The following is a 14,105-nucleotide window of genomic DNA, read 5'->3' as shown; positions in this document are numbered from 1 at the left end:
GTTCAGACTCCCTGGACTGCAAGTTGGAGATATTCCTCGTCAGCGATCTCGCTGCGGGGAATGTCGCGGATGATGGAGCCGTCCTTGAGGACGAGGACGCGGTCGCTGACCGCGAGTAGTTCGGGATACTCGGAGGAGATGACGATGACGGCCTTGCCTGCACTGGCCAGCTCCCGGATCATGTCCAGGATTTCGCTTTTGGTGCCGATGTCCACGCCGGCCGTGGGCTCATCCAGGATCAGGATGTCCGGATCGGTGCCCAGCCATTTGGCGATAACCACCTTCTGCTGGTTGCCGCCCGAGAGGAGCCGCACCGGGCGGTTGGGGTGGGCCACCTTGACTGCGAAACGCTTGATAAGGGAGGAGGACAATTCCTTGCCTTTGCCGCCGTCCAGGAGTGGTCCCCGCTGGATCTGTCCGAGCAGCGGCAGGAGCAGGTTGTCTTGGACGGAGTGCTCCAGGACGAGGCCTTGGGCCCTGCGGTCCTCCGGGATGAGGGCGACGCCGGCGTTGATGGCCTGCTGTGGCGAGGCAAGGTTGACCTTCTTGCCCCGCAGGAGGACGTCACCGCTGTCCACTTTGTCTATGCCGAAGAGGGCTCGGGCCAGCTCGGTGCGTCCGCTTCCCATCAGCCCTGCCAGGCCGAGGATTTCGCCGGGCCGGAGCGTGAAGGAAACGTCCCGCACCCGGTTCCCGGCGTTAAGCCCGCGGACTTCCAGCAGCGGCGCGCCGTCGTGGGCCACGTGGTCCCGCTCCCGGTAGGAGAGCTGGCCTTCGATCTTCTTGCCCACGATGCCTTCGACGATCTGCTCGGGAGTTACGTCCGTCAGAGGCGCGGTGAGGAGGTGGCGGCCATCGCGAAGGATGGTGATCCGGTCCGCCAGCCGGTACACCTCGTCCATGCGGTGCGAGATGTAGATGATCGAAATGCCGCGCTGCTTGAGGCGGTCGATCAGTTCGAAGAGCGCCTCGGACTCGTGCCGGGCCAGGCTGGCAGTGGGTTCGTCCATGATCAGGACCTGGGCGTTCTGTGCCAGGGCCTTGGCGATCTCGGTCAGCTGCCAGTAGGCAGTTCCGAGCCGGGAGACCTCCGCGCGGGGGTCGACGTCGACCTCCATCTCGGAGAAGACCTCCCTGGCCCGTTTCACCGCGGTGCGGTCGTCGATGAGCCCGCCCCTGCCGAGCGGTTCGGCAGCGAGGAAGATGTTCTGTGCAACGGTCAGGCTCGGTACCAGGCTGAATTCCTGGAAGACCATCCCGATCCCGGCGGCCTTTGCGTCCTGGATCGAGTTGATGGCGGCTGGCTTCCCGCCTATGAGGATCTCTCCAGCGTCTGCTTGGTACACACCCTGGAGGATCTTCATGAGCGTGGACTTCCCGGCGCCATTGCCGCCGGCGAGTGCGTGGACCTCGCCCTTCCGGACGTCGAAGCTGACGTCCTTCAGCACGGAAACGCCGTTGAAGCCCTTGGAGATCGAGCGCATTTCGACGACATTGTCTGCGGTGTTCATGGTTGCCCTTTCGGAGTGGCGCGGGGGTTGGGACCCCCGCGCCGTCGGGTCTTGGCTACTGCTTGTAGGAGTCCTGGATGTCCTTCGGGGCATCCTCGTGGTAGACCTGCTTCCAGGCTTCCAGGACGTTGGAGTGGTCCACCGGGAGGGCGCTCAGCGCCACGTAGGCGGGTGCTTCCTTGCCGATGAGCGCGCCGGCAGCCAGCCGTGCCTCTGTCACACCCTGGTCGAACGGAACCTGTGCTCCGAGGCCGACGATGAGTTCGTCCTTGGCCAGGGCGATGGCGACATTCTTGCCGAGGTCCTCCGTGGCGATCTTCAGGTCCGGGCGGCCGGCGGCGCGGGCGGCAGCCATGACACCCTCTGCGGGGACATCCCACACGGCCCAGATTCCGGCCAGGTCAGGGTACTTGCTAAGCATTGCGTTGGCGGCAGCCTGGGCGTCTCCAGCGAAGTCCGGCCCGGCAATACCCTTTTCCTCGACGATCTGGATGTCCGGGTATTCCTTGGTGATGGTTTCCTTGAAGCCGTCATAGCGCTGCTTGGTGACGAAGAAGTCAGCCTGGTGGAAGACGAGGCCGATCTTGCCCTTGCCCCCAAGCGCTTTTGCCATCTGGTGCGCAGAGACGACGCCGTTGCCGTAGTTGTCAGCGGAAACAACAGAGACGTAGTCCTTGCCGGCGGTCAGTCCTTGGGGAATGTTGTCCATGAAGACGAGCTTCGTGCCCGCTTCGGCGGCCTTCTTGTACGCGGAGGCGGTGGCCACGGGGTCCGTGGGGATGGAAACGATGATGTCCGGATCCTGCGTCATGACAGTCTCGATGTCCGAGACCTGCTTGTCCGGCTTGAAGTTCGCGTCGGTGGTGGCGATGACCTTGACCCCGAGCTTTTCGAATTCGCTCTTGAGCCCGTTCACCTGGGCGTTGGCCCAGTCGTTGCCGCCATAGTGCATCACGATTGCGGCTTTGGCGTTGAGACCCTTGACCTTCTCGATCTCCTCGGGAGTCAGATCCGCGACGGACGCCGGCGAGGGCGTCTCGCCGTTGGGGCCCTTGCTCAGGACCTGCCCCTTGATCTTGTCGAGGGCCTGCTGGGCCTTCTCGGACACACCGGCGTCGGGGGCGTTTGATGTTGCCGTTGTTGAACTGCTGCAGGATGCAAGGGAAAGTGACAGGGCTGCGGCCAGGGCCACGATGGGAAGCCTGCGGATCATCATTGTTCTCCAGTGCTTTTGGGTGGATGGATGGGGTGGATGCCTGTGGTGGATCAGGCGAGCGCTATTGCCAGGGCGGGGGGAACCGGCGAGAGGACGAGTCCCCCGGCTGCCGAGGCTGTGCGTAGGGCTGCGGCTTTGTCTGAAGCTCTCAGGAGCGCCTCCGCATGCCCTCTATCGACGAAAAGGCCCAGCGAACAGGGCCCTAGATGGGCCTGGACCCACCGCACGGCTTCGCCTGCGGCTTTGGCCATTTCCCCGCCCGACTGGGCCACCGGGCCGTCAATGGTGGATACGTACTCGGGTGCGCCGGAGTTGTCCAAAGAAACAACCAGGCTTGCCCAAAGGGAGTTGCCATCGAAGATTCCGATGACGGCCGAGGAACCGGCGGAGACGAAGGCGCTGACAGCGGCTGCGAGATCCGTTGGCGCCGTATCCTTCAGGAGCTCTTCCAAATGTGCCCACTGCGCCCGGTCGACATCTCGAAGCCCGGTGCTGGGATCGAGCGCGAGTGCGTAGACGATGCTGTCAGCCATCCCGCTCCTTTCTCCATGAAAGCGCTAGCTCCGTAAGCGTTGACGAGACAATCGTAAACGTTTACGGACACCATCGTAAACGTTTACGGGCGAGGGTGTCAAGCATCACAGAACGAGAGTTTTTGGGCCCGCTATGACAGCGGACAGACGTAAGATTGGAAGCGCACGGAACCCACTGGTTCGGTCCGGGAGGTGCAAGACAGGAGAGAACGTGGCAGGCATGGCGGTTCCCCCTGAGGCGAACGAGAAGCTACCCGATGCTCCGCTGCGCCGGAAGCCCACTATTAACGATGTGGCCCAGGTAGCCGGGGTCTCCTTTGGAACAGTCTCTCGGGTACTCAATGACGCACCGGACGTGAGCGCGGCAACGCGCCAGCGGGTTCTGCAGGTCATCAAGGACATCGGATACCGCCGGAACAGGGCAGCCACCGCGCTGGTCACCAGCCGGTCGACTTCCATCGGCATCCTCTCCGACGGCTCCCCGCGGTTCGGCCCTATGGGGACACTCATGGCCCTTGAGAACGTCGCCCGCAAGAAGGGCTACGCCACAACCGTCATCAGTGTCGAGAAACCCGACGAAGAGTCCGTGCAGGCAGCCCTGGACACCCTGGACGATACCGGCGTGGGGGGAATTATTGTCATTGCCCCTCTGGTGGAGATGGCAGCGGCCGTCTGGAATGCGTCATTCCGTGTGCCGGTGGAGATGATCGCGGCCGGAGCATCATCGACTCCGAACGTCTTCACATATTCCGAAAACCAGGAACTCGGGTCACGGCTGGCCACCCAGCACCTTATCGATCTGGGCCACACGGATATCGCCCACCTCGCCGGCTCCATGGACTGGTTCGACGGACGGGTGCGCAAGCGCGGCTGGGAGGCCACGCTCCGCGATGCCGGGCTCAAGCCCGGGCTGTGCCTGGAAGGTGACTGGAGCCCCCGGTGGGCCTATGAGACCGGCCTCCGGCTCGTCCGGGAAAACAGGGTCCCCCAGGCCATCTTTGCCGCCAGCGACCACACTGCCCTGGGGGTCATACGCGCCTTCGCCGAAAACGGCGTCCGCGTCCCGGACGATGTCAGCATCGTAGGCTTTGACGATATTGAAGGATCGGATTACTTCCTCCCGCCGCTGACCACCGTGCGGCAGGACTTCAACGCCCTGGCGCTTATGAGCATGGAAGTGCTACTTGGGGCGATGGAAGGACGGGACGTGGACCGCACGCCCATCCCACCGACCCTTGTTGTGCGTAACAGCGCCACCCGCGCCGGGCAACGAGGCGACGCCGCGGCCCCATAGCCCACTCACCGCAGGAGGCTGGTGCTGCCGCGGAGGTGGGTGCCGCCGTCGCCGCTGCCGGTCACGGCGGTTCCTATGCCACATAGTCGCAGCTTGCAGTTCGTGAGTCTGTAGGCTTGGCTACGCAGCCAGCCTTCCCACGTGGATCGATAGGCAGAGAGGAGGGGGTTCGTGGCAGGAGTAGTGAGGCAACAAGACGCCGAGGCAATACCGCCCAAGTCACCTTCGCCCCGCAAGCCGAAAATCACCGATGTTGCAAAGATCGCAGGCGTCTCCTACGGGACCGTATCGCGGGTCCTTAACAATGCCCCGGACGTCAATGCTGCAACCCGTGAAAGGGTGCTGCAGGTCATCAAGGACATCGGGTATCGCCGCAACCGTGCAGCCACCACCCTGGTGACCAGCCGATCGACGTCCATTGGCATTCTCACCGACGGCTCGCCGCGCTTCGGACCGGTAGGGACGCTGATGGCCCTCGAGAACACCGCCCGGAAGAAGGGTTACTCCACTACGGTCGTGACAGTCGAGGAGCCCTACGAGGACTCGGTGCAGAAAGCGTTGGACACGTTGGACGACATCGGCGTGGACGGAATCATCGTCATCGCACCAATCGTGTCAATGGCATCGGCAGTCTGGAGCGCCTCGGTCCGGGTTCCAGTTGAAATGATCGCTGCGGGGGCCTCAGCCACACCAAACGTCTTCACGTACTCCGAAAACCAGGAGTTGGGGGCACGCTTGGCGACCGAGCATCTCATCGAGCTCGGTCACACCGACATTGCCCATCTGGCAGGCTCCTCGGATTGGTTCGATGGCCGCGTCCGCAAGCGGGGCTGGGAGGCTGCCCTCCGGGATGCGGGCCTGCCCCCGGGACTGTGCCTTGAAGGCGACTGGAGTCCGAAATGGGCCTACGAGACGGGCCTGCGCCTGGTTGAGGAGGGCAACGTTCCCCAGGCTATTGTCGCCGCCAGCGATCACACCGCCTTGGGGGCAATCCGGGCCTTTGCCGAAAAAGGTGTGCGCGTCCCGGAGGATGTCAGCATCGTAGGATTCGACGACATTGAGGGATCGGACTACTTCCTGCCTCCCCTGACGACCGTCCGTCAGGATTTCAGCACTCTCGCTGACGCCAGCATCGAAGTTCTCCTGGGCGCAATCGACGGCCGCGCGGTCGATCGCGCCCCAAGCCCGCCTACGCTGGTGGTCCGCATGAGCTCCGCCCCTGCCGGCAGCCTGCGCAATTAGCTTCGAAATTTCTTGAGACTTCTTCCCTTGTGACCCTTGACACGTTCTTCGTAAACGTTCACGATAGGTAGACCGTAAACGATCACGGTAAAACCCTCGATGAAGAGGAAGGAGCGTAAAGTGGCTGAAAACACCCTGCAGGCCCTCGCGCTCCCCTCCGACGTCGAACGCCGCAACCTGGGCGCAGGGCATTGGGCGCACGTCGAAGAACTACTCACGGAGAAGAACTGCACGGGCAACGACGTCTCACCCGGCATTCGGGTCTTCAGCCCCAACCGTCCACAGCGGTCATCGGCGTCCTCTTGACTGCCTTCAACAAGGCTGCCGCCATTCACGCAGCATCGGCCGCGGGACGGCTCGTCCTGTCGCCACTGCCCCAAGCTCTGGCGACCGGCCTCGCCTGAGCCGTCGCTCCTTACTTACCCAATAGCAGCACCAACCACACACCGTGAACTGTCATGCCCAAAAGGCACCTGCGGGGTCACCGTCCATCAACTGAAGGGAAAACGAGAATGAGAAAGTCAGTAACCGCCGGGGCCCTTGCCTTGGCCACGATGGCTTCGCTGCTGTCAGGGTGTGCCTCCGAGACCGGGAGTGCGTCTGATGGCGCCGAAAATCCGCTGGCCCAAGTAAAAGCAGCAGACCTGGTGCCCGAGAACATAGTCGGCCTCGGTCCTAACGGCGTGAAGTCCGGGACCCTTGAGGACATCAAGCTCACCGACGACGAAGTCAACCAGGCCAAGCAGAAGAAGTTCAGGGTCGGCATCGTCATGCAGACCATGAACATCGAGTGGTCCACCGAGCAGGTCCGGGGGATCACCGAGCAACTGAAGAAATACGACGCCGAGGTCGTAGGGGTTGCCGATCCCAACTTCGACGTCCAAAAGCAAGTGTCCAGCATCGAGAACATGATCCAGCTGAAGCCGGACGCGATCATCAGCATCCCAGTTGACGACACAGCGACGGCAGAGGCGTACCGCAAGATCGGTGCTGCCGGCATCAAGCTCATCATGATGGATAACGTGCCCTCGGGGCTGGAGTACCCCAAGGACTACCAGGGCATGGTCTCTTCGGACAACCAGGGCAACGGCGCGGTTTGCGCGGAGGCGCTGGCCAAGTACATACCCGAGGGCGGTACGGTCGGCGTCCTCGACTTCGGTGTGGATTTCTTCGTGACGAAGGAACGCATGAAGGGCTTCGTCGACTGGATGAAGCAGAACCGCCCCGACATCAAGATCAAGGTTGCCGAGTTCCTCGATCCGGCTAATTCCGGCAAGGACGCCGGTAACTTCCTTACCGCCAACCCGGATGTCCAGGGAATGTTCACTGAGTGGGAAGTCCCGGCCGTCGGCATCGACCAGGCACTGCGCGCCCAGGGCAAGACGATGCCGATCACCGCGGTCAACATCGCATCTGATGTGGCTGCTGACCTTGCCAGCGGCGGGAACATCAAAGCTCTCAGCGCCCAGGTCCCCTATGACCAGGGGCTCGCCGAGGCCGACATGGCCGTAAAGGTCCTCCTGGGAGGCACCGCTCCCAACTGGCTTGCCTTCCCGGCTGTGCCGGTTCTGCAGAACAACGTCCTCGATGCCTGGAAGCAGGTCTACCACCAGGATCCCCCCAGTCAGCTCACCGAGATTTGCACGTCAACCGAGGGCTGCTCTTAATCCCACCACCCATTAGAAGTACCCGAAAGAATATGGAGCTATAGATCATGGAAATCATTCAGGACCACAACGGAGTGCCGGCCAAGCACGGACGCGCTTTTGTCAATGGAGTCAGGCTTCACTACTCCATCGCTGGCGAAGGTGAACCCCTGTTCCTGCTGCACGGCGTGCCGAAGACCTCCTACCACTGGCGCCGCGTCATCCCGCTGCTGACCCCGTACTTCACCGTAATCGCACCGGACCTCCGCGGCCTGGGCGACTCGGAACACCCACAGGGCGGCTTCGATATGAAGAACATGGCCGAGGACATCGCCCAGCTGGCCACGCACCTGGGCTACGAGACCTTCTACCTGGTCGGAGAAGACTGGGGAGCCTCCACGGCCTACCAGGTCGCCGCGCAGTACCCCGAGCGGGTGAAGAAACTTGTCTACCAGGAGATGATCCTTCCCGGTTTCGGACTCGAGGATTACTCCTTCCTGACAAAGGAAAATGTCAGCACCTACGTGTGGCTCTGGCACATCAACTTTTACAGTGTGCCGGACTTCCCTGAGTTGTTGATCACCGGCAAGGAGCGGGAGTACTTCAACTACTTCATCAAGCACGAGACGCACAACCCACAGGCGATCACCCCTGACGCCCTGGATGAGTACGTCCGCTGCTACTCCTCTCCCGGGGGCCTGCGGAGCATGTTCGCCATTTACCGGGCGACACTCGAGGACGCCGAGCAGAACCGTGAGGCGGCAAAGACAAAACTAACCATGCCGGTCCTGGCTGTGGGAAGCGAGTACTTCATTGGGGCCGACAACGAGCGGCAGATGCGCGAAGTCGCTGAGGATGTGCGGGGCGTCATCCTGCCTTGGGGCCATCAATTGGCAGAAGAGGATCCAGAGGCACTCGCAGAGGCATACCTCCAGTTCTTCAAGGAATAGCAGAACCTGCGCGGGACGGCCGTCCGGCTGTCCCGCGCGCACCCCAAGATCAAAAACCGGGACGCCCTGCGGCCGGCAGCCTCGTTCCTTAAGCCGCATTTCATTCATCCCAGGTTGAAGTCCGCCCGCAGGCTCCCCTGGCCATCAGAAGGACAACTGTCATGACACGCAGAAAGACGCTTTCCGCCGCGGCCGGGCTGCTCACCGCCATCGCCATCACGCTGTGCGGATGTTCCAGCGACGCCGGCGGCAGCGGAACATCCCCGGACGCCACCGCCGTCGACGCGGCATCGATCTCCCCCGCCGGAATCGTCGGCAAGGGCAAGAACGGGGAGGAACCCGCTCTGGCGGACACCCTCAAGCTCAGCGACGAAGACAAAAAGAAGGTATCGGAGGGAAACTTCTCCGTCGGCATCTCCATGAACACCATGGACATCGATTGGTCCCGGTTGACCATCGATGGCATTCAAAAGACGCTTGGCGAACTCGGCGTCGAGGTCGTCGGGGTCACGGATGCAAAGTTCAAGGTCCAGCAGCAGATTGCAGACCTGGAGAACCTGATCACCAAGAAACCGGACCTGATCATCAGTATCCCCACCGATGATGTGGCCACGGCCCAGACCTACAAGAAGGTCGCGGCCGCCGGCATCAAACTCGTTTTCATCCACATGCCTGCTTCCGGGCTCTCCTACCCCACCGATTACCAGGCAGTGATCGCTCCGGACAACCAAGGCAACGGCCAGATTGCCGCCGCCGGCCTGTCGGAATTCATACCCGAGAACGGTACAGCCGGAATCGTGGATTTTGCAGTCGATTTCTACACCACGAACCAGCGCACGCAGCGGGTTAAGGAATGGTTCCAGGAGAACCGCCCGGACGTGAAAATCAAGGAAGTCGGTTTCACAGACACCAACGCCGTCGGGCCGGCTGCCGCCAACTTCATGACGGCAAACCCTGACGTCAACGGGTTGTTTGTCATCTGGGATTCGCCGGCTATGCAGTCCGTCGCCTCCCTCCGTAATGCCGGCGTCAACGTCCCGATCACAACGATTGACCTCGGCACGGAAGTCGCAGTCGAAATGGCCAGCGGCGGCTATATCAAAGCCATTGGTGCCCAAGAGCCTTACAACCAAGGAGTCGCGGAGGCCAGGGCAGCAGCGCTCGCCCTGATCGGCAAAGAGGTTCCTGCGTGGGTCGCTCTTCCCGCCGTCGCAGTGACCCCGGGAAACCTCCTGCAGAGGTATGAGGAGATCTTCCATTCCAAGCCACCCCAGGAAGTGCTCGACGCGTGCGAGACTTCGGGACTCTGCGGAGACAAGTGACATGGCCAGTATCAGCAAGCAAACAGCAATTGATCACCCAGAGGTGACCACCGCGGCGGATGCCGCGGAAGCCAGCGGCGCCGGGCAGGGCAACAGCAGGGCGCTGCTCAACGCCCGTGGCGTCAGCAAGGCCTTCAGCGGGGTGTATGCCCTGAAAGACGTCGATTTCGATTTGCGCCCCGGCGAAGTCCACGCACTATTGGGCCCCAATGGTGCAGGAAAGTCCACGTTGATAAAGATCCTCGACGGCGTCCAGCCACAGGACGAGGGAATTGTCGAGGTCGACGGCCGCGAACGGATCCAGTCAGACATCGCGACTGTGTTCCAAGAGCTCAGCCTGGTCCCGTCCCTCTCGGTGGCCCAGAACATCTTCCTCGGCAATGAGCTGCACAACGCCTTTGGGATGGTGCAAAAGAAGAAGATGAACGCCGTAGCCAAAGAGCTCATCGACTCCCTGGGGCTGCACCTGCCGCCTGGGGAATTGGTCGAGAACCTCTCGGTTGCCTCCCGCCAGCTTGTCGAGATCGCCAAGGCCGTCCACCGGGATGCACGGGTCCTGGTGCTGGACGAGCCGACGTCGACACTGACCAAAGCTGACCAGCTGCTGCTGTTCAACAGCATCCGCGACATCCAGAAGTCAGGCGTAGGCATCATCTACGTCACCCACCGGCTCACCGAGGTCTTCGAGCTGGCCGACCGGGTGACGATCATCCGAGACGGCAGGAAGGTCCTGACCGCTGACGTGGCCGACCTGGAGATGAGTTCACTGGTCCGTGAAATCACGGGCGCTGAACCCCAGGAAGCCGGCCCGCCAAAGGAAGCGTTCGACCGGTTCGCCCGCCCCGAGCTGCTGGCCAACTCCTCCGGCGGTCCGAAACTCCAGATAACCGACCTCGCAGGGGACCGCTTCTCGGACATCAGCTTTACCGCCGAGGCTGGACGGATTGTCGGCATCGCCGGCCTTATCGGTACCGGCCGCACCGAGCTCCTGGAAACGATCGGCGGCATGCGCCGCAGCACCGCCGGGGAGATCAGACTCAATGGTCGGACAGTCCGTTTCAAACACCCCTGGGAGGCCCTCAGCGCAGGAGTCGCTCTCGTGCCCGAGGACCGGCACCGCTCTGGCCTCGTGATGCAGCACTCCATCCAGCGAAACCTCGCCCTGGCCCACCACAAGTCACTGCGCAAAGGCGGCCTCGTCGACAACCGGGCCGCCCGGACACTGATCAAGGGCCTCGTAGAGACGCTGCAGGTCAAGACGAACTCGATCGACAGCCCTGTCCAGACATTGTCCGGCGGCAACCAGCAGAAAGTCGTCTTCGCCAAATGGCTGCAGCCCGGCATGCACCTCCTGCTTCTCGACGAACCGACCCAAGGCGTGGATGTCCGCGCCCGCCAAGAAATCTACCGGGTCATCCACCGGTTCGCCGAAGAAGGAGCAGCCATCATCGTCGCTTCGTCCGACTTCGTCGAACTCCAGGAACTGTGCGACGAAATCTACTTCATGACGTCCACGTCCATGAGCGGGCCCGAGACTGTCACGCCGGACATGACAGACCAGTACATTTATTCAAGACTCAATGAAAGGGTTCGTGAGAGCCATGAGCGCGATCACCAACAGCATTAGCCTGAGCCGCCCGCACTGGGGCCGCCGTTCCCCCCTGGACTTCATCCGTGAATACTTCGTGTACATCGCGCTCGTGGGACTCGTGCTGTTTTTCTCCATTGCCTCCCCTGTCTTCTTCAGCGTGCAAAACTTCGCCAACGTGGGCCGGCAGACGGCGATCGTGTCCATCATCGCCGTCGGAGTCACGCTCGTCATTGTCAACGCCCAGATCGACCTGTCCGTCGGCAGCGTGTTCGCGCTCTCCGGAATGGCCTCCGCCCTGGCGCTCCAGCACGTCTCGAACTTCTGGGTGCTCGGTGCACTGGCAGCCATCTCCGTCGGTGTCGTCTTCGGGTTCGTCAATGGATTCCTGACCGTGAAACTAGGCATCCCAAGCTTCCTGGTCACCCTGGGCATGCTTGGAGTCGCCCGTGGTATCGCTTTGCTCATCACGGACACCCGCCCGGTGATTATCGCCAACCGGCCCTACTTCAGCATCTTCGGCGACAGCAGCATCCTCGGCGTTCCCATCGCCGTGGTCTGGACCATCGTGATCGTTGCGCTCGGCTTCCTACTCCTGCACAAGAGCGTCTTCGGGCTTCGGGTCTTCGCCACCGGCGGCAATCCCCAGGCGGCACGCTTCACCGGCGTCAAAACCCACCGCACCGTGATTCTGTCGTTCGTCATCACCGGCGCCCTCGTCGGTGTGGCCTCGCTCCTGTTCACAGGCATTGCCCACGCCGCCCGCCCGGACGTCGGTGTCGGCCTGGAACTGGACGTCATCGCCGCGGTCATCCTTGGTGGAGTAAGCCTCTTCGGCGGCAGGGGAACTGTCATCGGGGCCCTTGCCGGGTCCCTGATTATCGGCATGATGAACAATGGCCTGGTCCTCATGGGCGTTGATTCCTCGGTGCAGCAAATTATCAAGGGCGCCATCATCATTGCCGCAGTGTCCCTCAGTAAGAAATAACGTAACTCGCAAAGGAGCGATTGAAATGTCAGCAACTGAAACACCGAACAATGGTTTCTTCCGGGTGGCCAACAGCGACGGAGCATGGAGCTTCGTGGACCCCGAAGGCAAGCCCTTCCTCTCCCTTGCCCTCAACCACATCGACGACACCGACCTGCGCTACCCGCACAACGTGGAAATCTTCGAGCGGAAGTATGGCTCCCGTCAGTCCTGGACAAAGGGCGTAGTCCGGGACCTCCAAGACCTCAACTTCAACACGATCGGCTGGACGTCCCAGTACATCAGCGGAGGGTGGGGAGAGGCACTGGACTGGTTCGGGGACCCCGTTGACCTTGGCCATTCCCTGCCTTGGCCGGATCAGCACCTGCTGGACGCCGGTATGCCCTACGTGGTGCAAATCCGTGTGCAGGAAATCGAGGACTGGAACGGCCACCCCGCCTTCCGGGACGTTTTCGGGGAGGACTTCCAGAAGTACGCAGACTGGATCGCCCGCCGGATGGTCTCCGACCACAAGAACAGCCAAAACCTCATTGGCTACTTTTTGGTAGACATTCCTGCCTGGCTGCCCCACGCGGCCGGCAGGTTCTGGCCGGGTTTCGACGGGCTCAGCCAGGAAGAACACGACAAAAAGCTTTTCGAGGTGGCGACTCAGTACTACAAGACCATCACTGAGGCCATCCGCCGGTACGACCCCAACCACCTGATCCTCGGCGACCGCTACAACGGCAACAAGGGCATCCCGGAAGCAGCCCTGCGCGCGATGGTCCCGTTCGTGGACGTCCTCTCCGTCCAGTACTTCACCGGGAAGTCCGACGAGGAATACAAGACGATGATCGACGACTTGCGCCGCTGGCACGACCTGACCGGCAAGCCCGTCGTCATCGCCGACATTGGCAACTGGGTACCCACGGACATGAACCCCCACCGGACCAGTGATATGAGCACGCACTCCGAGCGCGGCGCCGATTACGCCAATGGCCTGGCGAAGGTGATGGCCGAGCCCTGGATCATCGGCTGGCACTGGTGCGGCTATATCGAAAACCTCGGCCGGGGCTGGGGCATCAAGGACCCGCAGGACGAGTTCTACACGGACATGACCGACCAGATCCGCGAAGCCAACGCCAAAGCGCAGGCGGCCGCAGAGCAACGCAAATGACCGTGTACCTGTCCTGACTCGACCTTCCGGGGTCGAGTCAGGACAGGTACCGGCAGGTCCAAGATCGACCAACTGCCTATCACCGCCACGGGGCTGCGCTGCCGAAGAGGGCGGCGCGGGCGCCGGGCAATCGCCCACTACTGCGGAAGGGCCGTCAGGCCACGGAGCCGGCTAAGGCCACAGGGCCCAGCCGCTCAAGGGAACGCAACCAGGATGTGGGCTCCATCAGTGCGCCGGTCTTCGACCATGCCGGGCGGCTTGCGTGCGCCGTGGGCCTGGGATTCCCCACGCAGCGGATCGGGCCCGCCGATGTTGGATATGGCCAGGAACGCCGGGCTGCCGTGGGATGTGATCATCGGCTCGGACATGACACGCAGCTACAAGCCGTTGCCCCAGGCGTACCTCCGGACGGCTGAGTTCCTGGACCTCAACCCCGGTGAGGTGATGCTGGCGGCGGCCCACAACAACGACCTGTACGCTGCCCGGACGGCAGGGCTGGCTACGGCGTTCATTGCCCGCCCCACTGAACATGGGCCAGACCAGACGGCGGACCTGGCCCCGGAAGGCGACTGGGACCTCGTGGCGTCAAGCATCACTGGACTGGCCGACCAGCTCGGGCCTGAAGAGCTTCGTCCCCGACAAAAAGGCACAGCTGCGGC

General features: G+C 62.3%; 13 protein-coding genes. 9 read left to right on the top strand and 4 right to left on the bottom strand.

Annotated features, from left to right (window positions below; translation table 11 throughout):
- Window positions 1-2: 2 nt before the first annotated feature.
- From ASPHE3_RS05255 to ASPHE3_RS05245, 3 genes are read right to left on the bottom strand one after another with little or no spacing between them, the layout of a single operon-like run.
- Window positions 3-1,511, bottom strand: coding sequence for a sugar ABC transporter ATP-binding protein (locus tag ASPHE3_RS05255; RefSeq protein WP_013600193.1), 1,509 nt, complete (start codon window positions 1,509-1,511; stop codon window positions 3-5).
- A 55-nt stretch (window positions 1,512-1,566) separates the two neighbouring features.
- Entirely contained in the window at window positions 1,567-2,727 is a 1,161-nt protein-coding gene (locus ASPHE3_RS05250; protein ID WP_041651988.1) for a substrate-binding domain-containing protein, read from the bottom strand.
- A 50-nt stretch (window positions 2,728-2,777) separates the two neighbouring features.
- A complete protein-coding gene (locus ASPHE3_RS05245) occupies window positions 2,778-3,260 on the bottom strand; it encodes a hypothetical protein (RefSeq protein ID WP_013600191.1) in 483 nt (160 codons plus the stop codon).
- Between the two features lie 220 nt (window positions 3,261-3,480).
- On the opposite strand from ASPHE3_RS05245, the gene ASPHE3_RS05240 reads away from it, so the two are divergent.
- The 9 genes from ASPHE3_RS05240 to ASPHE3_RS05200 all read left to right on the top strand — a co-directional run bounded on the left by ASPHE3_RS05240 (window position 3,481) and on the right by ASPHE3_RS05200 (window position 13,446).
- The gene (locus tag ASPHE3_RS05240; RefSeq protein WP_013600190.1) at window positions 3,481-4,554 is read left to right on the top strand and encodes a LacI family DNA-binding transcriptional regulator; all 1,074 of its coding nucleotides are present in this window, start codon (window positions 3,481-3,483) and stop codon (window positions 4,552-4,554) included.
- A gap of 171 nt (window positions 4,555-4,725) precedes the next feature.
- Window positions 4,726-5,796 (top strand): LacI family DNA-binding transcriptional regulator, encoded by a 1,071-nt coding sequence (locus ASPHE3_RS05235; RefSeq protein WP_041651986.1) that lies wholly within the window; start codon window positions 4,726-4,728, stop codon window positions 5,794-5,796.
- A 120-nt stretch (window positions 5,797-5,916) separates the two neighbouring features.
- Window positions 5,917-6,102: a hypothetical protein gene (locus ASPHE3_RS22235; RefSeq protein WP_013600188.1), complete on the top strand. Its 186-nt coding sequence runs from the start codon at window positions 5,917-5,919 to the stop codon at window positions 6,100-6,102.
- Between the two features lie 206 nt (window positions 6,103-6,308).
- A complete protein-coding gene (locus tag ASPHE3_RS05225; protein ID WP_013600187.1) occupies window positions 6,309-7,463 on the top strand; it encodes a substrate-binding domain-containing protein in 1,155 nt (384 codons plus the stop codon).
- Window positions 7,464-7,510: 47 nt separating this feature from the next.
- Window positions 7,511-8,392, top strand: coding sequence for an alpha/beta fold hydrolase (locus ASPHE3_RS05220; protein ID WP_013600186.1), 882 nt, complete (start codon window positions 7,511-7,513; stop codon window positions 8,390-8,392).
- Window positions 8,393-8,553: 161 nt separating this feature from the next.
- Complete coding sequence (locus ASPHE3_RS05215) at window positions 8,554-9,714, top strand: substrate-binding domain-containing protein (protein ID WP_013600185.1); 1,161 nt, start codon at window positions 8,554-8,556, stop codon at window positions 9,712-9,714.
- A gap of 1 nt (window position 9,715) precedes the next feature.
- Window positions 9,716-11,341 carry a sugar ABC transporter ATP-binding protein gene (locus ASPHE3_RS05210; RefSeq protein WP_049786042.1) on the top strand — a complete coding sequence of 542 codons (1,626 nt, stop codon included), beginning with the start codon at window positions 9,716-9,718 and terminating at the stop codon, window positions 11,339-11,341.
- On the top strand, window positions 11,316-12,290 hold the full coding sequence (locus ASPHE3_RS05205; RefSeq protein ID WP_013600183.1) for an ABC transporter permease: 975 nt from the start codon (window positions 11,316-11,318) through the stop codon (window positions 12,288-12,290). The genes ASPHE3_RS05210 and ASPHE3_RS05205 overlap by 26 nt, the downstream gene beginning before the upstream one ends.
- Window positions 12,291-12,315: 25 nt before the next feature.
- The gene (locus ASPHE3_RS05200; protein WP_013600182.1) at window positions 12,316-13,446 is read left to right on the top strand and encodes a glycoside hydrolase 5 family protein; all 1,131 of its coding nucleotides are present in this window, start codon (window positions 12,316-12,318) and stop codon (window positions 13,444-13,446) included.
- 194 nt (window positions 13,447-13,640) lie between these two features.
- On the opposite strand, the gene ASPHE3_RS22885 is transcribed toward ASPHE3_RS05200, so the two are convergent.
- Entirely contained in the window at window positions 13,641-13,814 is a 174-nt protein-coding gene (locus ASPHE3_RS22885) for a hypothetical protein (RefSeq protein WP_322786507.1), read from the bottom strand.
- Window positions 13,815-14,105 lie beyond the last annotated feature (291 nt).

Source organism: Pseudarthrobacter phenanthrenivorans Sphe3 (assembly GCF_000189535.1).
Classification (GTDB): Bacteria; Actinomycetota; Actinomycetes; order Actinomycetales; family Micrococcaceae; genus Arthrobacter; species Arthrobacter phenanthrenivorans.
This window is presented reverse-complemented; position numbering and strand designations above follow the sequence as displayed.

Coding starts and splice junctions, on each gene's coding strand:
- ASPHE3_RS05255 (WP_013600193.1), bottom strand. CDS start 1,511: ATGAACACCGCAGACAATGTCGTCGAAATGCGCTCGATCTCCAAGGGC.
- ASPHE3_RS05250 (WP_041651988.1), bottom strand. CDS start 2,727: ATGATGATCCGCAGGCTTCCCATCGTGGCCCTGGCCGCAGCCCTGTCA.
- ASPHE3_RS05245 (WP_013600191.1), bottom strand. CDS start 3,260: ATGGCTGACAGCATCGTCTACGCACTCGCGCTCGATCCCAGCACCGGG.
- ASPHE3_RS05240 (WP_013600190.1), top strand. CDS start 3,481: ATGGCGGTTCCCCCTGAGGCGAACGAGAAGCTACCCGATGCTCCGCTG.
- ASPHE3_RS05225 (WP_013600187.1), top strand. CDS start 6,309: ATGAGAAAGTCAGTAACCGCCGGGGCCCTTGCCTTGGCCACGATGGCT.
- ASPHE3_RS05220 (WP_013600186.1), top strand. CDS start 7,511: ATGGAAATCATTCAGGACCACAACGGAGTGCCGGCCAAGCACGGACGC.
- ASPHE3_RS05215 (WP_013600185.1), top strand. CDS start 8,554: ATGACACGCAGAAAGACGCTTTCCGCCGCGGCCGGGCTGCTCACCGCC.
- ASPHE3_RS05210 (WP_049786042.1), top strand. CDS start 9,716: ATGGCCAGTATCAGCAAGCAAACAGCAATTGATCACCCAGAGGTGACC.
- ASPHE3_RS05205 (WP_013600183.1), top strand. CDS start 11,316: ATGAGCGCGATCACCAACAGCATTAGCCTGAGCCGCCCGCACTGGGGC.
- ASPHE3_RS05200 (WP_013600182.1), top strand. CDS start 12,316: ATGTCAGCAACTGAAACACCGAACAATGGTTTCTTCCGGGTGGCCAAC.
- ASPHE3_RS22885 (WP_322786507.1), bottom strand. CDS start 13,814: ATGTCCGAGCCGATGATCACATCCCACGGCAGCCCGGCGTTCCTGGCC.